This window comes from Inmirania thermothiophila, from assembly GCF_003751635.1.
In the GTDB taxonomy this organism is placed as follows: domain Bacteria; phylum Pseudomonadota; class Gammaproteobacteria; order DSM-100275; family DSM-100275; genus Inmirania; species Inmirania thermothiophila.
Map to the genome: position 1 here is coordinate 300,277 of NZ_RJVI01000001.1, position 19,815 is coordinate 320,091.

Genomic DNA, 19,815 nt, shown 5'->3' on the forward strand with positions numbered 1-19,815 from the left:
CCGTCCCGTTTCCGCGAGGAGGATTCGTCCATGTCCACGCCTTCCTTCCGGCCCTTGCGCCGGCTGATGGCCGTGCTCGCCTTCCTTGGCGCCGCGGCCTCCGCCGAACCCTTGGTCTACGTTCCCACCGGGGAGGCCAACCGCCTGGTGGCGGTGGATCTCGCCCGCGGTGCGGTCACCGCCGCCATCGACGGCGTCGTCGCCAGTCACGGGCTCGCATACGCGCCCGAGGCGGGCGTGCTCATCGCCGGCAGCTTCCAGACGGTGGCCCCGGCGGGCATGCCGGCCAGGCCCGCGGGCGTCTCCCAGAGCGAGCACGAGGCCCATCACCGCGGCGGCGGCGACGCCTCGGCTTCCGGCCTCGTCTATCTCGTCGACGTCGCCACCGGCGCGATCCGGCGGCAGGTGCCGGTGGCCGGTCCCGTGCACCACGTCCTCGCCCTGCCCGGCGGGCGCTGGGGGGTGGCCACGCACCCGACAGGCGGCGGGATCAGCGTCGTCGACCTGCAGACGGGGCGCATGGCGGCGCGGGTGGCCACCGGGCCGGCCCCCAACTACGCGGTGGCGAGCGCCGATGGCGGGCGCGTGTGGGTCAGCAACACGGGCAACGGTACCGTGAGCGAGATCGACACCGGGCGCTGGATCGTCCGCCGCAACATCGTGGTCGAGGGCGGCCCCGAACACATGGCCCTGTCACGCGACGCGCGGCGCCTGTTCGTGGTCGCCGCGGAAACCGGCGAGGTGGTGGAGATCGATCTGCCGGCGGGCGTGGTGGCGGCGCGGTACGCGGTGGGCCGCTCGCCCCACGGGCTCGCCCTGAGCGCCGACGGGCGGCAGGTGTTCGTGGCCGTGAACGGCGAGGACAAGCTCGTCGCGCTGCGGCCGGACGAGCGGTCGATGCGCACGCTCGCGCTCGCCCCGCGGCCCTATCACGTCACCGTCGCCCCGGACAACCGCATCCTGGTGACGAGCAGCGCCGACGGGCGGCTGTGGCTCGTGGACGCCGACCCGCTCGCGGTGCGCTCGACCCTGCAGCTCGGGGCGGTGGGCCATCAGATGGCGCTGGTGCCATGATCCCGGAGCTCGGACATCTCGCCCTCGCCCTCGCGCTCGGGGTGGCGCTGGTGCAGGCGGCGGTGCCGCTCGTGGGCGCGGCGCGGGGGATCGCACCCTGGCTGGCGGTGGCACGGCCGGCGGCGCTGGCGCAGTTCCTGCTCCTGAGCGTGTCGCTGGCGGCCCTCACGCAGGCCTTCGTCGCCAACGACTTCAGCGTCGCCTACGTGGCCTCCAACGCCAACACCCGCCTGCCCCTGCTCTACCGCATCACCGGGGTCTGGGGTGGCCACGAGGGGTCGATGCTGTTCTGGGTCTGGACCCTGTCGGCCTGGGGCCTGGCCGTGGCGCTGCGCAGCCGCGCCCTGCCCGAAGCCATGATGGCCCGCGTGCTGGCGATCATGGGGATGATCGCCGTCGGCTTTCTGAGCTTCCTGCTGCTCACCTCCAATCCCTTCGAGCGGCTGCTGTGGCCGCCGGCCGACGGTCGCGACCTCAACCCGCTGCTGCAGGATCCGGGTCTCGCCTTCCATCCCCCGACCCTGTACATGGGCTACGTGGGCTTCTCGGTGGCCTTCGCCTTCGCCATCGCGGCCCTGATCGGAGGGCGCCTGGACGCGGCGTGGGCGCGCTGGTCGCGGCCGTGGACGACGGCGGCGTGGGTGTGGCTGACCGCCGGCATCGTCATCGGCAGCATGTGGGCCTACAACGAGCTGGGCTGGGGCGGCTGGTGGTTCTGGGACCCGGTGGAGAACGCCTCGTTCATGCCCTGGCTGACGGGGACGGCGCTCATCCACTCCCTCGCCGTCACCGACAAGCGGGGGATGTTCAAGGGCTGGACCGTGTTCCTGGCCATCCTCACCTTCTCGTTGAGCCTGCTGGGGACGTTCCTGGTGCGCTCCGGGGTGCTGACCTCGGTCCACGCCTTCGCCAGCGACCCGGGCCGCGGCCTGTTCATCCTGCTGCTGCTCGGGGTCACCGTCGGCGGCGCGCTCCTCCTCTATGCCCTGCGCGCGCCGACCCTGCGCGCCATCGGCGGCTTCGCCCTGTGCTCGCGGGAGACGGCGCTGCTGCTCAACAACGTCGCCCTCGTGGTGGTGACCCTGACGGTGCTCCTGGGCACGGCCTATCCGCTGGTGCTGGAGGCGCTCGGCGGGGGCAAGATCTCGGTCGGGCCGCCGTACTTCAACGCCGTCTTCGTGCCGCTGATGGTCCCCGTGCTCTTCCTCACCGGGCTCGGTCCCCTCCTGCGGTGGCGCCAGGACGACCCGGTGCGGGTGGTGCGCAGCCTGCGGTGGATCGCGCTGGCGGCGTTGGCGCTGGGTGTGGCGGCCGCCTTCGCCGTCGTCGGCGGCGCCTCCGACGTGGCCACGGCAGGCGGCCTGACGCTGGCGGCGTGGCTGCTCCTCGCGAGCCGGGAGGCGCTCGGCCGGCGGGGCGGGGCGCTGGGGGCGCTGCGGGCGGTGCCTGCGCATCGGTGGGGCATGGTGGTGGCGCACGGCGGTCTCGCGGTGCTGGTGGTGGGGGTGGTGATGGCGAGCCGCTACAGCGTCGAGCGCGATGTGCGCATCGAGCCGGGCGCCGAGGTGGCCGTGGGCGCCTACCTCTTCCGCTTCGGCGAGCCGGTCTCCGGGCGCGGGCCCAACTACCGCAGCGTCGTGTTCCCGGTGCAGGTGCTGCGCGACGGCCGCGAGGTGGCGCGCCTGCGCCCGGAGAAGCGCACCTACCTGGTCTCCGGCCAGCCCATGACCGAGGCCGCCATCCGCGTCGGGGTCCTGCGCGACCTGTACGTGGCCCTGGGCGAGCCTCTGGAGGGCGGGGCCTGGGCGGTGCGGGTCTACGTCAAGCCGTTCGTGCGCTGGATCTGGACCGGGGGCCTGCTGATGATGCTGGGAGGCGTGCTCGCCATCGCCGACCGCCGCTACCGGCGCGTGCGCGTCGCCGCGCCGGCGGCGTGGGCGGCGCAGGAGGGGGCGGCATGAACGGCCTGCGCGGTCTCGTCCTGGGCGCGGTGGCGGGCCTCGTGCTCGCGGTGCCCCTTGCCGGCACCTCGGCGCCGGCCCGGGACCTCTACCCGTTCGACGATCCCGTCCTGGCGGAGCGCTTCTGGCGGCTCGCGCGGAGCCTGCGCTGCCTTGTGTGCCAGAACCAGAGCGTGGCGGAGTCCGGGGCCGATCTCGCGCGCGACATCCGCGCCGAGATCTACAAGCAGCTGCGCGCCGGCGCTACCGACCGGCAGATCGTCGACTGGATGCTCGCCCGCTACGGCGAGTTCGTGCTCCTGCGCCCGCCGCTGCGTCCCGGCACGGTGGCGCTGTGGGCGGCCCCGGCCGTGCTGGCCCTGGTCGGGGTGGTGCTGCTGCTGCGCCTGACGCGGGCCTCCCGGAAGGCGGTGGAGGTCCCGGAGCTCAGTCCCCGCGAACGGGAGCTGGTCGAGCGGCTGCTGGGCGCGGCGCAAGGGGAGGAGCGATCGTGACGACCTTCCTGTTGATGGGGGCCCTCCTCGCGCTCGGGGCGGGCCTGATCCTGGCCTCGGCGCTGCGGCGCGGGTCCGGTGAGGGGACGGCGCCGCAGGCCCTGCAGGTGGCGGTGCACCGCCAGCGGCTCGCGGAGCTCGAGCGGGAGCGGCGGGAAGGCGGCATGGACGAGGCCGCGTTCACGGCGGCGCGCCGCGAGCTCGAGCGCCAGCTCCTCGACGACCTCCGCATCGCCGAGGCGCGTTGCGGGGGCCGGCGTCGGTCGGTCCTGGTGCTCGCCGTGGCCGCGGGTCTCGCCGTCGGACTCGGGGTCTATGCCTGGACGGGGGCGCCCGAGTTCGCCGTCGCCGGCACCGGACAGGGGCTCGATGCGGTGGCGGCGCGGCTGCAGGCGCGGCTGTCGCTTCGCGGCGAGGACGCGGCCGCCTGGGCGGTGCTGGGGCGGGTGGAGCAGGCCCGCGGCCGCCACCGCGAAGCGGCCGAGGCCTTCGCCCGGGCGCTGCGGCTGGCGGGACCCCTGCCGGAGCTGCTGGTGGCGCGGGCCGAGGCGACGGCGATGGCGGCGGGCGGGCGCATCGGCGACGAGGCCCTGGCGCTGGTGGAACAGGCCCTCGACACGGCGCCGGGGCACCCGCGGGCGCTGTGGTTCAAGGGGATGGCACTGGCCCAGCGCGGCGACTACGGCGCGGCGGTCGGGCTCTGGCGGGAGGCCCTGGACGGATTGCCGGAGGATCATCCGGACCGCCCGCTGCTGCTGGCCTCGCTGCGCGAGGCGGAGCGGCGCCGGGGCGGGGCCGCGGGATCGGGGGCGCAGGGGACCCCTCCGGGAGGCTGACGTGGGACGGCACGGAGCCTGCCCCTGCGGCGCCGATGCGTGCACCCTGCGCCGCGCCGTGATCCCGGTCGAGGAGGCCCTGGCGCTCTTTGCCGAGCGGCTCGCGGACACCCTCGACCTGCGCGAGCACGGCACCGGCTTGCACTCGCGGCGGGTGGCCTGCCACACGCTGGTGCTCGCGCGCCACGTCCTCGACGATCCCGACGCCTTGCGGCAGGTCTACTTCGGCGCCCTGCTCCACGACGTGGGCAAGATCGGCATTCCCGACCGTGTCCTCTGCAAGCCGGGACCCCTCGACGAGGAGGAGTGGGGGCTCATGCGTCGTCACCCGGAGCTCGGCTGGGGACTGCTTGCCGGAATTCAGGGCATGGAGGCGGCGGCGGAGCTCGTCCTGTGCCATCACGAACGCTGGGACGGTGCAGGCTATCCGAGGGGGTTGCGCGGGGCCGGGATCCCCCTCGGGGCACGGCTGTTCGCCGTCATCGACGCCCTCGACGCGATGGTGAGCCGCCGTGCCTACGGGCAGCCTCGCGACTTCGAGGCCGCCTGCGGCGAGATCGCGCGCGAAGCCGGGCGCGCCTTCGATCCGGAGGCGGTGGCGCTGTTCACGAAGGAGCGCGAGACGCTGGCGGGGATGGTGGAGGCGGCGTGCGCCGCCCGTCCCCCGGAGGCGCCTCAACCCTGGGGCGGCGGGCGGTCCCCGCCGAGGGTGAAGGGGCGGGGGTGAACCCCGAGCCGCTCGCGCAGGCGTCGGGCGCGGATGCGGCGCGACTCGCCGAGATAGGCCGCGAGGGCGGGCGGCGCCGTCGCCAGCACCTCGGCGAGGGGCCGCGTCGGGGGCCGGGGCAGGCCGAGGTGGTCCGCCACCGCCCAGAGGTATTCCGTCATGCGCCGGGGGTCGCCGTCGGCGACGTCGTAGACGCCGGGCGGGGCGTCGTCGGCGCCGGCGCGGCGCAGCGTCGTCACCAGATCGTCGACGTGGATGCGGTTGGTCCACGGGGCCTCGGCGGGTTCGGGCAGGGCCAGCCCGGAGGCCAGGAGCCGTCGCGGGAGCCGGTCCGGGCCGTAGATGCCCGCCACGCGCAGCACCACCACCGCACCGGCGCCGCTCGCCTGCGCCCGCCCCTCCGCGGCGAGGCGGCGGCGGGCCGCGGGGCGCGCCGGCCGCGGCGGCGTGTCCTCGTCGGTCCAGGCCCCGCCCTGGTCGCCGTAGACCCCGGTGGTGCCGAGATAGACCAGGCGTGCGGGCGGGCGCGGCAGGGCCGCGAGCAGGCGCGCCAGGCGCGGATCGTCCTCGCCCCGGGCAGGGGGCGGCACGAGGTGGTAGACCCGCGCGGCGGCGGGCAGGGCCGGCAGCCCCGCGTCGAGGTCCGCCGCCAGGGCCGGGATCCCGTGGGCGGCGAGGGCGGCGTGGCGGGCGGGGCCGCGGGTCAGGGCCGCCACCCGCAGGCCCTCGGCGGCGAGGGCGCGCGCAAGACGCGTGCCCACGTCGCCGCAGCCGGCGACGAGGACGTCGCACGCTGGAAGGGCGGGGCGGTTCACGGCAGAATGGCCGCCTTTCTCGAGGACAGGGGACATGGGTCGGCCATGACGTACAAGGTTACCATCCAGGGGGACGACCGGGGCTTCGAGGCGGGCCCCGGCGAGGCGCTCCTCGACGCCGCCCTGCGGGCCGGCGTCGAGCTGCCCTACGGCTGCCGCAACGGCGCCTGCGGCAGCTGCAAGGTGCGGGTGGTGGCGGGCGAGGTGACCTACCCCGGCGGCACGCCGGCGGCGCTCCCGCCCGCCGAGCGGGCGCAGGGGCTGGCGCTGGCCTGCCGGGCGGTGCCGGCAAGCGACCTCGTCATCGAGGTGCCGCGGCCGGCGGGCGATGCGGCCTCGCCCAAGGTGGTGCCGGCGCGGGTCGACGCCCTGGAGCTGCTCGCACCCGACGTGATGCGCCTGTGGCTGGTGCTGCCCGAGACCGTGCGCGTGCCCTACCGCGCCGGGCAGTACCTCAACGTCGTCCTGCCCGACGGGCGGCGCCGCGCCTTCTCCATCGCCAACGCGCCGCACAGCGACGAGCGCATCGAGCTGCACATCCGCTACGTCCCGGGCGGCGACTTCACCAGCCACGTCTTCCGCGGGCTCAAGGTCAAGGACCTGCTGCGCATCGAGCTGCCCCTGGGGCGGTTCGGCCTGCGCGAGGACAGCGCCCTGCCGGCCCTGCTGGTGGCGGGCGGGACCGGGTTCGCCCCCCTCAAGGCGATGCTCGAGCACGCCTTCCACGTCGGTCTGCGCCGCCCGCTCCGCCTCTACTGGGGCGCGCGCAGCCGGGCCGGCCTCTATCTCGCGGACCTGCCCGAGCGCTGGGCCGCCGAGCACCCCCACTTCAGCTTCACGCCGGTGCTGTCCGATCCGCTGCCCGCGGACGGCTGGCGCGGCCGCACGGGGCTGGTGACGGACGCCGTGGTGGAGGACCACCCGGATCTGTCGGGCTTCGAGGTCTACGTGGCGGGGCCGCCGGCGATGGTGGATGCGGCGGCGAAGCTGTTCCCGGTCCACCGGCTGCCGCCGGAGCGGCTCTACAGCGACGCCTTCGAGTTCGCCCGCGACGGCGCCCGGGGAGGCTGAGCCTCAGCCGGCGTCGGCGGCGGGCAGCGGCCGCGGGGCGGGGGCCGCCGGCAGCGCCGGGCCGTGGCCGAGGCGCTCCTCGAGGCCGCGCCGGTAGTGCTCGCGCGCGGTCTCGGTCTCGCCCAGCGCCTCCAGCAGCGCCGCGAGCTCCAGCCGCGCCTCGGCCCCGGCGCCACGGGCCACCGCCGCCTCCAGGTAGCTGCGCGCCTTGCCCCACAGCCGCGCCGCCGCGGCCTGGCGGCCGGCGGCGAGGAGCAGCACCGGGTCCTCGGGGGCGGAGCCGAGCCAGCGCTCGAGGGTCCGCAGCCGCGTCTCCGCCCCCTCGCCACTGAGGCGGCCGTAGAGCTCGGCCAGGCGCGGATCGGGGCGGCCCGAGGCGGCGCGCCGCAGGGCCGCCTCGGCCTCGGCGGTGCGGCCGGCGGCGAGGAGCGCCTCGGCATGGGCGGCGACCAGTTCCGGCTCCTGGCGCAGGCCCCGCGGCAGGCGCGCCCACGCCTCGGGCGAGGCCGCGAGCAGCCGCCGCCAGGCCTCGCGCTCGAGGGCCGAGAGCGCCTCGTCCCCGAGGGCGCGGTGGCGGCGCAGGTCCCGCAGCAGCCGCACCAGGGACTCCCAGTCGGCGAGCTCGCGGTAGAGCTCGGCGAGGCGGCGCAGCACCAGCGGATGGCGCGGCGCGAGCTGGCGGGCATGGACGTAGCTTGCCAGCGCCTGCTCCAGCTGGCCGTCGGCGCGCTGCAGCTCGGCCTGGGTCAGGGCCACGGCGAGTGGGCTCGCCGGCCGGGCCTCCCCCGCCGCCTTGAGGTAGCGGTCGCGCCGGTCGCGGGCGCCCTGGGCCTGGGCCGCACGGGCCGCCCCGAGGTAGTGCAGGAGCGGCGCCTCGCTGTCCGCGACCCCCTGCAGCAGCAGCCGCTCGGCGGTGTCCCAGTGGCCCTCGGCGAGCTCCACCAGGCCCTGCACGAGGGCGCGCCGCGCGCGGCGGCGGCGGACCGAGCGCCGCCAGGCGGCGAATCGGCGGGGCAGGCGGCGGGTGCCGCGGACGAGGCGCCAGACGACGGCGACGGCGGCGTAGAGCAGCGCCAGGGCCACCACCGCCACCGCCGGCGTGGTCTCCACCGTCCAGGCGCCGTAGCGCAGGAGCAGGTAGCCCGGCTCGCGCAGCAGCACGCCCGCGGCCGCGGCGGCGAGCACCACCACGACGACGAGGCCGAGGACGAGGCGCACGGCTCAGCCTCCGGCCGCCCGCTGCGCCGTGAGCAGACGCAGCGAGCCCGAGATGTCCGGCCAGGCCGGGCGGACCGGGGCCGCGGCGAGCCCCTCGAGCTCGCCCAGCGCCGCCGCCACCGCGGTGTCGTCGGCGACGAAGTGCCGCTCCAGCCAGGCCCGCGCGGTGCGCAGCAGCTCGCGGTAGGCCGCCTCGTCGCCGCGCAGCAGGGCAAGGCGCGCCCCCTCCAGCTTCAGGCGCAGGTTCTCGCGCAGGAAGTAGGCCGCGTCCGGCGGCAGCAGCGGCTCGGCCGCCTCGGCGTCGCGGCGGATCCGCACCAGGTCACGCACGTCCGCCCACACCGCGCGCAGGAAGCCGCCGAGGTCGCGCACCGGCGGCCGGTCCGCCGCACCGTCCCCCGCCGCCGGGCGGAGGGGCGGGCGCACCCCGCGCACGGGCAGCCGCGGGACCAGGCCCTCGAGGGCCGAGATCCGCGCCGCGAGCCCCGCAAGGTCCGGCACCGCCACCGCCTCGAGGGCCGCGATCTCGCGCGCGACGGCCTCGCGCACCTCGATCAGGCGGGGGTCCGCCGCCTCGCGCAGGCGCCCGTCGGCGGCGCGCAGGGCGGCGAGGGCGGCGGCGCGGTCGCCGGCGAGGCGCAGCCGGTGGTTGGCCACCCGCAGCAGATACTCGGCCTCGGCCACGAGCCAGGCGTTGTCCCGCCCCCGCTCGCGCGCGGCGAGCTCGGCCACGCTCTCGCGCAGCGCCTGCAGGCGCTGGCCGAGGGCGGCGTCCTCGGCGCGGGCGGCATCGAGCCCCGCCGCGAGCTGCGCCACGCGCTCGTCGAGCTTCGCCAGCGTCGCCGCGAGCCGCTCCTGTCCGCCGCGCGCCGCCGCGCGCGTCTCGGCCACCGCGACCGTCGCCTGCCGCCAGAGCAGGTAGGCGCCGGCCCCGGCGGCGAGGGCCGCGGCGAGGGCGAAGAGGGCGACGACGAGGGCGAGAAGGGCGATGCGCCGCGCCCGCGGCCCCGCCCCCTCCTCCGCGGCCGGCGCAGGCGCCGCCTCGCCGCCCGCGCCCTCCGCCGACCCGTCCGCCTCCGGGCCCTGCGGCCCGGTGTCGTCGGGTGCGTCCGTCCCGGGTGACCTGTCCTGGTCCTGCCTGCGTTCTTCGTCGTTCATGGCTGCTCCCCGTCGGCGGCGAGGGCCGCGGCCACCGCCTCCAGCAGCGTGCGGTCGCCGGCGCCGCCCGCGCACCACGGCCGCGCAAAGCCGAGGGCGCGGGCCCGTTGTACCACACGCCCGCTCACCGCCACCAGCGGCCGCTGCTGCAGGTGGGGCAGGACCTCGCCCGCCATCGCCGCGAGGTTCTCGAGGGCCTCGACGCTGGTGGCGAGGGCGACGTCGAGCAGGCCGGCCCGCCGCCAGCGCAGGAGGGGCTCGGGACCCAGCGGCGGCCGCACCCGGCGGTAGAGCGCCACGTGGGCGACCTCGGCCCCGCGCCGGCGCAGGGTCTCGGCGAGGAGCTCGCGGCCGCCCTCGCCCCGCACCACGAGCACGCGCCGCCCCGCCACGTCCTGCAGGGCCGGCTCGGCGAGCAGGGCCTCGCTGTCCGCCCCCTGCGCCGGCACCACGTCCGCCGCGAGGCCCGCCTCGGCCAGGGCCCGCGCCGTCGCCTCGCCCACCGCCGCCACGCGCAGTCCGGGCGGGCGGCGGAAGCCCGCGCCGAGGCGGGCGCGGGCCTCGCGCACGGCGTTGGCGCTGACGAAGACGGCGAGATCGGCCCCGCGCAGCCGCTCGGCGAGGAGGCCGTCGTCCGGCAGCGGCTCGATGGCGATCACCGGGTAGCGCAGGGCCTGCCCTCCCGCGGCCTCGATGAGCCGGCACAGGCCCTCGGCCTGGTGGGCGGGGCGGGTGACGAGGACGCCGGCGCCGCCGAGCTGCGGCAGGGGCGCGTCCACGGCTCAGCCGGCGGCGCCGTCCGGGGGATGCCCCGGCAGCCCGGCGCGGTGGACGGCCTCCAGGATCTCGCGGGCGCCGGCCGCGAGCAGCCGCTCGGCGAGGGCGCGGCCGAGGGCTTCGGCCTGCGCCGCCGGCCCGCGGATCGCGTCCTGCAGCACCGGCTCGCCGTCCGGGTGGCCGACGAGGGCGCGCAGGTGCAGGGTCTCGCCCTCGAGCACCGCGTGGCCGCCGATGGGCACCTGGCAGCCGCCGCCGAGGACGGCGTTGAGGGCGCGCTCGGCGGCGAGGCAGGTGTGGGTGGGGCCGTGGTCGAGGACCGAGACGAGGGCGAGGGTTGCCGCGTCGTCGCGGCGGCACTCGATGCCGATGGCCCCCTGGCCGATGGCGGGCAGGCTCTCCTCCACCGTGAGGGGGCGGCGGATCCGCCCGGCGAGGCCGAGCCGGCGCAGCCCGGCGCAGGCGAGGATGGCGGCGTCGAAGTCGCCGGCGTCGAGGCGGGCGAGCCGCGTGCCCACGTTGCCGCGCAGGCTCTCCACCACGAGGTCGGGGCGGCGGGCGCGAAGCTGCACCTGCCGGCGCAGGCTCGAGGTGCCGACCCGCGCGCCGGGGGGCAGCGAGGCGAGATCGGCGTAGCGGGGCGAGACGAAGGCGTCGCGCGGGTCCTCGCGCTCGAGGATCACCGGCAGGTGGAGCCCCTCGGGCAGCTCCACGGGGACGTCCTTCATGGAGTGCACGGCGATGTCGGCCCGCCCGTCCAGCAGCGCCCGCTCCAGCTCCTTCACGAACAGCCCCTTGCCGCCGATGCGGGCGAGCGGGGCGTCGAGGATGCGGTCGCCCTGGGTGGTCATGGTGACGAGCTCCACCGCGAGCCCGGGATGGGCCGCGCGCAAGCGCGCGGCGACGTGCTCCGCCTGCCAGAGGGCGAGCGGGCTCTTGCGGGTGGCGATGCGCAGGGTCGCGGGCACGGCGCGGTCTCCTTGCGGCGGCGCGGCCGCCCATGCTATCACGCCGGGGATATGGGCGGCAGGCGCCGACCGGGGCACAATGCCCGGGCACGCAGACCGCGCCCGAAGCAGGCGCGGCGGGAGGATGGAGATGGGCCGTCGGATGCGCCTTGCGGTGCTCGCGGCGGGGCTTTGGGCCGCGGCGGCGGCGGCCGCGCCCCGGGTCGCTATGCTCGCGGATCTCGCCGCCGACCTCGCCGAGGCCCGCCGCCTCGGCGCCCCCGTGGTCCTCGTCTTCACGAGCCCCGGCTGCGTCTACTGCATGCGCCTGGAGGCCGAGCAGCTGGTGCCGATGCTGCTCAGCGGCGAGTACGAGGGCCGCATCCTGCTGCGCAAGATCGACATCACCTCGGGCGACCCGGTGGTGGACGCCGCGGGGCGCAGGGTGCCGGCACGCGCCATCGCCGCCCGCTACCGCGTCGCCCTCACCCCGACCACGCTGCTCCTGGGGCCCGACGGCGAGCCCCTGGGCGAGCCGCTCCTCGGCTACAACGGCGAGATGTTCGCCTACTACCTGGACAAGGCCATCGAGCGCGGCCGCGCCCGCATCGCCGAGCGCCTCGCCGCGGGCTGCGCCGAGGCGGCCGCCTACTGCTGAGCCTGCCGGCCGGCGGTCAGGGCCTTGAGCCGCCGGCGCACCGCGGCGGCGTGGCGGCGGCTGACCGGCACCGGCTCCTCGAGGCCGTCGAGACGCAGGTGCAGTCCGCCGGGGCCGGCGTGGAGCGCGCGCACGTGGGCGATGCCCACCAGCGCCGCCCGGTGCACGCGCAGGAAGGCCTCGCCCAGCTCGCGCTCGAGGCTCTTCAGCGACTCCTCCAGGAGCAGCGTGCCGCCCGGGTGCACCACCTCGGTGTACTTGTGGTCCGCCCGCAGCAGCCGCACCTCCGCCACCGGCACCAGCACCAGATCGCCGCGGACGCGGGCCGCGAGATGGGTCCGCGCCGGAGCCGCGGCGGCGGCGAGGGCCGTGGTCTGGGCCCGCGTCGGGCGCTGGGCGCGGGCGAGGGCGGCGGCCAGGCGCTCGCGGCGGATGGGCTTGAGCAGATAGTCCACCGCCTGGGCCTCGAACGCGGCCAGGGCGTGGTCGCCGTAGGCGGTGACGAAGATCACCGCCGGCGGCGCCGGGAGCAGCGCCAGGTGGCGCGCCGCCTCGAGCCCGTCCATGCCGGGCATGCGGATGTCCATCAGGACCACGTCGGGGTCGTGCTCGCCCACGCGCCGGATCGCCGTCCTGCCGTCCGCGGCCTCCGCCACCACGGCGCAGCCGGGGATCTCGCCGCAGAGGCGGCGCAGGCGCTCGCGCGCCGGGGCCTCGTCGTCGACGATGAGGATCCGCATCAGTCCGCCTCCACCTCGATGGAGACGAGGTAGCCGCCGTCCTCCGGCCCCGCCTCGAGCCGCGCGCGCGGGCCGAAGGCGGCGGCGAGGCGCTGGCGGACGTTGTCCAGGGCCATGCGGTGGCCCGCCCGGGGCGGGGCGTCGGCGGGCAGGGGGTTGCGCACCTCGAGGCGCAGCCCCCGCCCCTGCCGCCGCGCCTGCACCAGGACCTCGCCCCCCTCCGGGAGCGGCTCGATGCCGTGGTAGACCGCGTTCTCCACCAGCGGCTGCAGGGTCAGGGGTGGGAGCCGGAAGCGCTCGGTCCCGAGCTCGATCGCCCAGCGCACGCGCAGCCGCGGCCCCAGCCGCAGGGCCTCGATGTCGAGATAGCGGCGCGCGAGCGCCACCTCCTCGCCGAGGCTGGCGTGCTCGCGTCCGTCCTCGAGGGCGGCGCGGAAGAGCTCGGCAAGATCCTGCACCGCCTCCTCGGCGCGCGCGGGATCGCTGCGGGTGAGCGCGGCGATGGTGTTCATGCTGTTGAAGAGGAAGTGGGGGCGGATGCGGGCGCGCAGGGCGGCCACCCGCGCCTCGCTCTCGGCCTCGAGCTGGCGGCGCCACTGGTGCTGCACGTAGAGGTGGCGCAGGGCGAGGCCGGCGCCGATGAGGGCGACGGCGGCGACGCGGGCGACGAGGGCCGGGCCTGCGGGGGCGAGGCCGGCGGCCTGGGCGGCGGCGGCGCTGGCGGCGGCGACGAGCGCGACGACGGCGAGGGCGCCGGCCGCGACGGCGCCGGGGTGGCGCCCGCCGAGGGCGCGGCGCAGCGGGCAGAGCAGGGCGGCGCTGCCGAGCGCCACCCACTGGGCGAGGAGCGAAACGAGGGCGAGCCGCCCCCACGACGGCGCCGGGGCCGCGAGCACCAGGACCAGCGCCAGCAGCTCCACCGCCAGCACCAGCGCCAGCAGCACCCGCACGGCGCAGAAGTCGGGCAGGAAGCTGGTCTCGTCGCGCTCGCGTGGGTGCAAGGTCGCCCTCCCGCACGCGGCGCCGCCTCGCGCCGGCGCCGCCGGTGACCGTATACTGCGCCGTCCTTCCTGCGGCTCGGGGGATGGCTCTCATGGCCAAGGATAACGGAACGCGCAAGCCCTGGGGCGGACGCTTCGAGGAGGCCACCGACGCCTTCGTGGAGGCCTTCACCGCCTCGGTGGACTTCGACCGCCGGCTCTACGCCCACGACATCGCCGGCTCCATCGCCCACGCCCGCATGCTGGCGCGGGCCGGGGTCCTCGGCGAGGCCGACGCCGAGGCCATCGTCCGGGGGCTCGAGGCCCTGCGGGCCGAGATCGAGGCCGGGCGCTTCACGTGGTCGGTGGCCCTCGAGGACGTGCACATGAACATCGAGGCGCGCCTGACCGAGCGCATCGGTGAGGCGGGCAAGCGGCTGCACACGGGGCGCTCGCGCAACGACCAGGTGGCCACCGACCTGCGGCTGTGGCTGCGCGAGCAGATCGACGCCATCGACGCCGAGATCGGCCGCCTGCAGGAGGGGCTGGTGGCGCTCGCCGAGCGCGAGGCCGACACCGTCATGCCCGGCTACACCCATCTGCAGGTGGCGCAGCCGGTGACCTTCGGCCATCACCTCATGGCCTGGTTCGAGATGCTGCGCCGCGACCGCGACCGCCTCGCCGACTGCCGCCGGCGGGTCAACGTCATGCCGCTGGGGGCGGCGGCGCTCGCCGGCACCACCTTCCCCATCGACCGCGCCTACACCGCCGGCCTGCTGGGCTTCGACGGCGTCTGCGAGAACTCCCTCGACGCCGTCAGCGACCGCGACTTCGCCATCGAGTTCGTCTCCTGCTGCGCCCTGCTCATGGTGCACCTGTCGCGCATGGCCGAGGAGCTGGTGCTGTGGGCCTCGCCCCACATCGGCTTCGTCCGGCTGCCCGACCGCTTCTGCACCGGCTCCTCCATCATGCCGCAGAAGAAGAACCCGGACGTGCCCGAGCTGGTGCGGGGCAAGTGCGGCCGCGTGCAGGGGCATCTGGTGGCGCTGCTCACCCTCATGAAGGGCCAGCCCCTCGCCTACAACAAGGACAACCAGGAGGACAAGGAGCCGGTCTTCGACACCGTCGACCAGGTCCTCGGCTCGGTGCGGGCCTTCGCCGACCTCGTCCCCGCCCTCGAGCCCGACCGCGGGCGCATGCGGGCGGCGGCGCGCGAGGGCTTCGCCACCGCCACCGACCTCGCCGACTATCTGGTGCGCAAGGGGGTGCCCTTCCGCGACGCCCACGAGATCGTCGGCCGCGCGGTGCGCCACGCCCAGGCCGAGGGCTGCGATCTCGCCGACCTCCCGCTGGAGACCCTGCGCGGCTTCTCCGAGGCCATCGACGAGGACGTGCGCGAGGTCCTCACCCTGGACGGCGCGGTGGCGGCGCGGGACCACATCGGCGGCACCGCACCGGCCCAGGTGCGCGCCGCCTGCGCCCGTGCCCGCGCCTGGCTGGCGGCGCGCCGCCGCGGCTGAGCGCCGCCCGCGCGCTCAGGGGTTGTCGGGGTCGCAGGAGCCGGCGCGGATCCAGGAGCCGCGCATGCAGCGCAGCAGCTCCGTGCCGCTGCACACGAACTGGCCGTGGCGATAGGCGACGCCGTTGAAGTAGCAGACGGGCAGCTCGTCCAGCTCCTGCCCCACCACCTCGAAGTCCTCCGCGGTGTCCTCGATGATGGGCGAGTTCCTCAGCTCCGGATCGGGCGCGCCCACCTGCGGCGGACGGAACGGATCGCGCATGGCTCCTCCCTCGGCCCTGGCCGTGGATGCGGGCCGCCATTGTACGGTGCAGGCCGCCACGGGCAAGCGCGGGGGCGGCGGCTGCGCTAGCATGGTCGCGGTGGCGGCACGGAGGGGCGGATGGCGACGGCGACCGGCGGCATCGACCTCGGGACGCTGCAGCAGCTGCGGCGCCGCTTCTACGGCATCAACCGCGAGCGCCTGCGGCGCACCCGCGACGCCCTGCCGCCGCGCCAGCGGGTCTTCCTCGACGTCCTGCCGCTGCTCTTCCACGCCGTCCACGAGGCCCTGCCCGGGCACGTGGGCGACGGCGTCCCCTTCGGCATCGTCGACTACCGTCCGCCCCGCGCCGCGGTGGCCGCCGCAGAGGCCCTCGCCGAGGGTTTCCGCTACCGGCGCCGCGCGCTCGCCCGCTACGACCTGCACGGCCTCTATCTCATCGGTTCGGCCGGCACCGTCGCCCACACCGACCGCAGCGACTTCGATCTCTGGGTCTGCCACCGCAGCGCGCTCGGCGCCGAGGCGCGCGCCGCCCTGCGCGCGCGCTGCGACGCCGTCGAGCGCTGGGCCGCGGGCCTCGGGCTCGAGGTCCACTGCTTCCTGATCGACCCGGCGGAGTTCCGCGCCGGGCGCCACGCGCCGCTGTCGCGGGAGAGCAGCGGCAGCACCCAGCACAACCTGCTGCGGGACGAGTTCTACCGCTCGGGGCTGCTGCTCGCCGGCCAGCATCCGCTGTGGTGGCTGGTCCCGCCGGAGGCGGACGCCGACTACGAGGCCTGGACGCACCGGCTGGCGCGGGCCGGCATCGTCGCCGACCGCGACTGCATCGACTTCGGGCCCCTGTGGGCGATCCCCGCGGGGGAGTTCGTGGGCGCCGCCCTCTGGCACCTCTACAAGGCCATCGCCTCGCCCTACAAGTCGGTGCTCAAGCTGCAGCTGCTGGAGGCCTACGCGGAGGGGCCCGCGGGCGACACCCTCGCCCGGCGCTTCAAGGCGGCGGTGTACGGGGGCGAGACCGGGGTCGACGCCGTCGATCCCTACGTCATGATGATCAACCGGGTCGAGGAGCACCTGGTGGCGCGGGGGGAGCTCGAGCGGCTGGAGCTGGCGCGGCGCTGCCTCTACTTCAAGGTGGGCGAGCCGCTCAGCCGCAGCGGCGCCGAGCGGCCCTGGCGGCGGCGGCTCCTCGCCGAGCTCGTCGCCCGCTGGGGCTGGGACGAGCCGCAGCTGGTGCTCCTGGATGCCCGCCCGCGCTGGAAGATCCACCGCGTCCTGGAGGAGCGGCGGCTGCTGGTGGGGGAGCTCACCCGCGCCTACCGGGCGCTCGCCCGCGCCGCGGCGGAGCAGGCCGCCGCCGTCACCGCCACCGCGGAGGACCTGGAGCTGCTCGGCCGCAAGCTCCACGCCGCCTTCGAGCGCCGTGCCGGCAAGGTGGAGCTGGTCAATCCCGGGATCTCGGCCGACCTCAGCGAGGAGGCGCTGTCGCTGCACGAGGTGCGCGGCGCCGGGGCGCGGCGGGGCTGGCTGCTGTTCCGCGGTGCCGTGGCGCCCGAGGACGGCGCCCGCCAGCCCCCCCTCAAGCGCGCGCCGCAGCTGCTCGAGCTGCTCGCCTGGTGCCACCTCAACGGGCTCGTGCGGCCGGGGACCCGCATCCACCTCCACGCCCACCCCGGCGGCGTCGGCAGCGCCGAGGTGCGCGCCGTCCTCGACCGCCTCGCCGCCGCGCTGCCCCGCAGCGCCCTCGGCGACCCGCCGGTGGAGCGCCTCGGGCGGGCGGCGGTGGCCGAGCAGCTGCTGGTCTTCGTCAACCTCGGCGTCGACCCCATGGCGCCGCTCACCCGTGCCGGCCGCCAGCTGGTCAGCGACCGCACCGACCCGCTGCAGTACGGCGGCGCCCGGCGCAACCTGGTGCGCACCCTCGACCTGCTGGTGCGCAACAGCTGGGGCGAGGTGCTGACCCACCGCTACGACGGGCTGGAAGGGCTGCTGGCGGCGCTCGCCGACCACCTGCGCTGGGCCGCCGGCGGGGTGCCGCCGCGGCCCGCGGCGGCCTGCTTCACCCCCGGCCGGGGCGGGGCCATCGCCGCCCGCGTCGAGGCGCTCTTCACCGCCGCCGCCGCGGCCCTGGGGCCCGGCGGGGCCGGCCGCTTCGTGTTCGAGGCCGACGGTCGCTGTTGCCTGCTGGAGGCGGGCCCGGAGGGCGTGCGCGGGCGGATCCTGGCCGACACCGAGGCCCTGCTGGAGGCCCTCGCGGCGCCCCAGCCGCGCTTCCGCGGCGTCGCCCTGGACCGCCTCGCGCTCGCCGGGACGCCGCTGCCGGCGGTGCTGGCCGCGGCCCGGCCGGGGCGCATCCAGGTCCTCTACGAGGCCGAGGGCGGGGCCGTGGGGCTCTACGTCGTCGACGAGCGCGGCTCCCTCTTCCACGAGCGCTACGAGGGGCGCGACCCCGAGATCCTGCTGCGCCAGCTCCAGCGCTTCCTCGAGGCGGTGGCGCGCCGCCGCGCCCTGCTCGCGCCGCACGCGGCGGCGGCGGTGGGCTATGCGCGCCTGCGCCCGGGCCCCGGCGGCTGGCGCGCCGAGCCGGTGGTGCTCGAGCCCGGGGACGCCGGGGGCTACTACAGCGTCCAGGTCCTGGTGGAGGAGGAGGCCGACGGGCGCGTGGGCTATCGCATCTACTGCGGCGAGCGCGAGTTCACGACCCTGGAGCACGGCGAGGCCCTCTTCGCCGCGGTGAGGCGGCACGTGCTCGCCCGCCGCCCCAGCGGCGCCCGCTATCCGGTCTACATCACCGATCTCGACATCTCCCGCCTGCGCCCGGACGCCGGCGGCGAGCCGCAGCTCCAGACCATCCGCTACCTGGCCTACAAGAAGGCCATCGAGGCCCGGCTCAACGCCGCCCCGGAGGGCGGCTGAGGCGGCTTCAGGGGGCGCGCACGCGGGCGAGGATGCGCTCGAGATCGGCGGCCCAGCGCTGCAGCACCGGCGCCAGCGCGGGATCGTCGAAGAAGCCGGCGAGCCGGCGCGGGTCGAGGGCTACCGCCAGGGTCTCCTCGCCCTGGGCGAAGAGGGCGATCTTGAGGGGCAGGAAGGGGATGAGCTGCGGGTGATGCTCGGCCAGCCGGTCCACCTCCCCGGCGCGGCCGAAGAAGACCACCCGGTACTTGTCGCTGCGATAGCCCATGGCGGCCAGGCCCACATCCACCCGCTGCACCCGCGAGACGGTGTAGCCGGCCTCGCGGATGGCCTCCTGGAGGGTCGCCATGGCCTCGGGGAAGGGCTCCGGCGAGCGCACCATCAGCAGATCCGCCGCGCGCGCGGCGGCGGTGGTGAAGAAGAGGAGCGCCGCGAGCAGCCAGGGCGTGGTGCGGGGCGTCACAGGGTCGCCTCCTCGAGGATCGCGCGGTAGATCTCCGCCATGCGCGCGCAGGCCGCATCGAGCTCGGCGTTGTTGAACAGCACGCTGAGGCGCTTGGGGTTGACGGCCATGACGCGGACCCGGTCCCCGTCCGCGACCACGGTGACGCGGCAGGGCAGGAACAGCCCCACCCGCGGGTCGATGGCGAGGGCCTCGTAGAGAAAGGCGAAGTTGCAGAAGTAGACGATGACGCGGCGGCGGTCTTCGGTGCCTTCCGGCACGAGGCCCTGGTCCAGATACTGGACGCGGATCAGGCGGAAGTTCTGTCCCACCACGGCGCGCTTGACCGCCTCCACGGTCTCCTCCAGCCCGATCGCCGACTCCGCCTCCAGCAGCGCAGGCTCGTCGCGTCCCGCCGCGCGCGGCGCCGCCGCCGAGCCCAGGCGGCGCAGATGGGCCACCAGATCCTCCACGTCCTCGCCGCTCAGGCCCAGGTCCGCGGCGGCGGGCATGGGCGTGCCGCGCCGCCCGCGCAGGAGGGTGGCGCGCAGCTCCTCGTCGGAGACGCTGGCGGCAAAGCCCGGATTGGCCAGCGCGGGCGGCACCACCGGAAGGTCGCGCGGGCGGGCGAAGGCGACCCCGGTGCCCCGGCCGCCCTCCCCGGCGGCGCCGTGGCGGGCGTAGAGACGGGCGCCGCGGGCGGCGTCCCCCCGCGCCGGGCGCGGCGCATACCGCGGTGCCGGCACGCCGCCGAGGCGGCGGACGTGGGCGACGATGGCCGCCACCTCCTCCTCGCTCAGCTCCGGGAAGGCGGGCATCACCCGGCCGGGGCGGCCGCGACGGACGGTCTCGGCGAGGTAGCGGTCGGTCATGGTGGCGAGGAAGTCCGGCAGGGCCAGCGGCACGCCCACCCCGCCGCTGCCGTCGTCGCCGTGGCAGGCGGCGCAGTGGCGTCCGTAGAGGGCGGCGCCGTCCGGGGCCGCGGCGGCCGCCGCGGCCGCGAGGAGCAGGACCGCCCCCAGGGCCGGGGCTGTGCGCATCGAACCTCCCCGCGGCGGGGCCTGCCCCGCCGCTGCTATACTCCGGCGCTCGATTGTAGCGGAGGGCCGATGCGGATGCGGGCGCTTGCCGGGCTGCTGCTCGCCGCGCTGCTCCTCGGCGGCTGCGGCCAGAAGGGGCCGCTCTACATCCCGGAGGAGCCGGCGCAGGGCGCGGGCGGCTGA

20 protein-coding genes are annotated in these 19,815 nt (G+C 76.8%); 10 read left to right on the plus strand and 10 right to left on the minus strand.

The features are described from left to right. Window positions 1–30 precede the first annotated feature (30 nt). From EDC57_RS01400 to EDC57_RS01420, 5 genes are read left to right on the plus strand one after another with little or no spacing between them, the layout of a single operon-like run. The gene (locus EDC57_RS01400; RefSeq protein ID WP_148051413.1) at window positions 31–1,074 is read left to right on the plus strand and encodes a YncE family protein; all 1,044 of its coding nucleotides are present in this window, start codon (window positions 31–33) and stop codon (window positions 1,072–1,074) included. Then, window positions 1,071–3,035, plus strand: coding sequence for a heme lyase CcmF/NrfE family subunit (locus EDC57_RS01405; protein ID WP_123399512.1), 1,965 nt, complete (start codon window positions 1,071–1,073; stop codon window positions 3,033–3,035). The genes EDC57_RS01400 and EDC57_RS01405 overlap by 4 nt, the downstream gene beginning before the upstream one ends. Then, window positions 3,032–3,529, plus strand: a complete 498-nt coding sequence (locus EDC57_RS01410; RefSeq protein WP_123399514.1) for a cytochrome c-type biogenesis protein — start codon at window positions 3,032–3,034, stop codon at window positions 3,527–3,529. Before EDC57_RS01405 ends, EDC57_RS01410 begins: the two co-directional genes overlap by 4 nt. Continuing rightward, window positions 3,526–4,365: a c-type cytochrome biogenesis protein CcmI gene (gene ccmI / locus EDC57_RS01415; RefSeq protein ID WP_123399517.1), complete on the plus strand. Its 840-nt coding sequence runs from the start codon at window positions 3,526–3,528 to the stop codon at window positions 4,363–4,365. Before EDC57_RS01410 ends, ccmI begins: the two co-directional genes overlap by 4 nt. Window position 4,366: 1 nt before the next feature. After that, on the plus strand, window positions 4,367–5,092 hold the full coding sequence (locus tag EDC57_RS01420; protein WP_211331849.1) for an HD-GYP domain-containing protein: 726 nt from the start codon (window positions 4,367–4,369) through the stop codon (window positions 5,090–5,092). On the opposite strand, the gene EDC57_RS01425 is transcribed toward EDC57_RS01420, so the two are convergent. Continuing rightward, window positions 5,041–5,907 (minus strand): NAD-dependent epimerase/dehydratase family protein, encoded by an 867-nt coding sequence (locus EDC57_RS01425; protein ID WP_123399518.1) that lies wholly within the window; start codon window positions 5,905–5,907, stop codon window positions 5,041–5,043. The genes EDC57_RS01420 and EDC57_RS01425 overlap by 52 nt on opposite strands. A 45-nt stretch (window positions 5,908–5,952) precedes the next feature. On the opposite strand from EDC57_RS01425, the gene EDC57_RS01430 reads away from it, so the two are divergent. Further along, on the plus strand, window positions 5,953–6,978 hold the full coding sequence (locus EDC57_RS01430) for a CDP-6-deoxy-delta-3,4-glucoseen reductase (protein WP_123399520.1): 1,026 nt from the start codon (window positions 5,953–5,955) through the stop codon (window positions 6,976–6,978). Window positions 6,979–6,981: 3 nt separating this feature from the next. Here the strand turns inward: EDC57_RS01430 and EDC57_RS01435 are convergent, their stop codons facing one another. The 4 genes from EDC57_RS01435 to hemC are packed head-to-tail and all read right to left on the minus strand — an operon-like array spanning window position 6,982 to window position 11,099. Further along, window positions 6,982–8,196 (minus strand): heme biosynthesis protein HemY, encoded by a 1,215-nt coding sequence (locus EDC57_RS01435; RefSeq protein WP_123399522.1) that lies wholly within the window; start codon window positions 8,194–8,196, stop codon window positions 6,982–6,984. A gap of 3 nt (window positions 8,197–8,199) precedes the next feature. Beyond that, a complete protein-coding gene (locus EDC57_RS01440; protein ID WP_123399524.1) occupies window positions 8,200–9,354 on the minus strand; it encodes a uroporphyrinogen-III C-methyltransferase in 1,155 nt (384 codons plus the stop codon). Further along, a complete protein-coding gene (locus EDC57_RS01445) occupies window positions 9,351–10,133 on the minus strand; it encodes a uroporphyrinogen-III synthase (protein WP_123399526.1) in 783 nt (260 codons plus the stop codon). The genes EDC57_RS01440 and EDC57_RS01445 overlap by 4 nt, the downstream gene beginning before the upstream one ends. Before the next feature lie 3 nt (window positions 10,134–10,136). Continuing rightward, complete coding sequence (gene hemC / locus EDC57_RS01450; protein ID WP_123399528.1) at window positions 10,137–11,099, minus strand: hydroxymethylbilane synthase; 963 nt, start codon at window positions 11,097–11,099, stop codon at window positions 10,137–10,139. Between the two features lie 130 nt (window positions 11,100–11,229). On the opposite strand from hemC, the gene EDC57_RS01455 reads away from it, so the two are divergent. After that, window positions 11,230–11,736: a thioredoxin family protein gene (locus tag EDC57_RS01455; protein ID WP_170165004.1), complete on the plus strand. Its 507-nt coding sequence runs from the start codon at window positions 11,230–11,232 to the stop codon at window positions 11,734–11,736. On the opposite strand, the gene EDC57_RS01460 is transcribed toward EDC57_RS01455, so the two are convergent. Both EDC57_RS01460 and EDC57_RS01465 read right to left on the minus strand, forming a co-directional pair. Further along, window positions 11,727–12,476 (minus strand): LytR/AlgR family response regulator transcription factor, encoded by a 750-nt coding sequence (locus tag EDC57_RS01460; RefSeq protein ID WP_123399532.1) that lies wholly within the window; start codon window positions 12,474–12,476, stop codon window positions 11,727–11,729. The two genes, EDC57_RS01455 and EDC57_RS01460, sit on opposite strands and share 10 nt — an antisense overlap. Further along, window positions 12,476–13,477 (minus strand): sensor histidine kinase, encoded by a 1,002-nt coding sequence (locus EDC57_RS01465; protein ID WP_211331850.1) that lies wholly within the window; start codon window positions 13,475–13,477, stop codon window positions 12,476–12,478. The genes EDC57_RS01460 and EDC57_RS01465 overlap by 1 nt, the downstream gene beginning before the upstream one ends. A 92-nt stretch (window positions 13,478–13,569) precedes the next feature. On the opposite strand from EDC57_RS01465, the gene argH reads away from it, so the two are divergent. Continuing rightward, window positions 13,570–14,976, plus strand: coding sequence for an argininosuccinate lyase (argH, locus tag EDC57_RS01470; RefSeq protein ID WP_123399534.1), 1,407 nt, complete (start codon window positions 13,570–13,572; stop codon window positions 14,974–14,976). 15 nt (window positions 14,977–14,991) lie between these two features. Here argH and EDC57_RS01475 read toward each other — a convergent pair whose 3' ends face one another. Then, the gene (locus EDC57_RS01475) at window positions 14,992–15,237 is read right to left on the minus strand and encodes a hypothetical protein (protein WP_123399536.1); all 246 of its coding nucleotides are present in this window, start codon (window positions 15,235–15,237) and stop codon (window positions 14,992–14,994) included. A 120-nt stretch (window positions 15,238–15,357) separates the two neighbouring features. Between EDC57_RS01475 and EDC57_RS01480 the strand changes: the two genes are divergently transcribed. Beyond that, window positions 15,358–18,150, plus strand: coding sequence for a class I adenylate cyclase (locus EDC57_RS01480; protein ID WP_123399538.1), 2,793 nt, complete (start codon window positions 15,358–15,360; stop codon window positions 18,148–18,150). A 7-nt stretch (window positions 18,151–18,157) separates the two neighbouring features. Here EDC57_RS01480 and EDC57_RS01485 read toward each other — a convergent pair whose 3' ends face one another. Further along, window positions 18,158–18,613, minus strand: a complete 456-nt coding sequence (locus tag EDC57_RS01485) for a DUF302 domain-containing protein (protein ID WP_123399540.1) — start codon at window positions 18,611–18,613, stop codon at window positions 18,158–18,160. Next, window positions 18,610–19,632 carry a c-type cytochrome gene (locus tag EDC57_RS01490; protein WP_123399542.1) on the minus strand — a complete coding sequence of 341 codons (1,023 nt, stop codon included), beginning with the start codon at window positions 19,630–19,632 and terminating at the stop codon, window positions 18,610–18,612. Before EDC57_RS01490 ends, EDC57_RS01485 begins: the two co-directional genes overlap by 4 nt. Window positions 19,633–19,707: 75 nt before the next feature. On the opposite strand from EDC57_RS01490, the gene lptM reads away from it, so the two are divergent. After that, entirely contained in the window at window positions 19,708–19,815 is a 108-nt protein-coding gene (lptM, locus tag EDC57_RS01495) for an LPS translocon maturation chaperone LptM (RefSeq protein ID WP_245995099.1), read from the plus strand.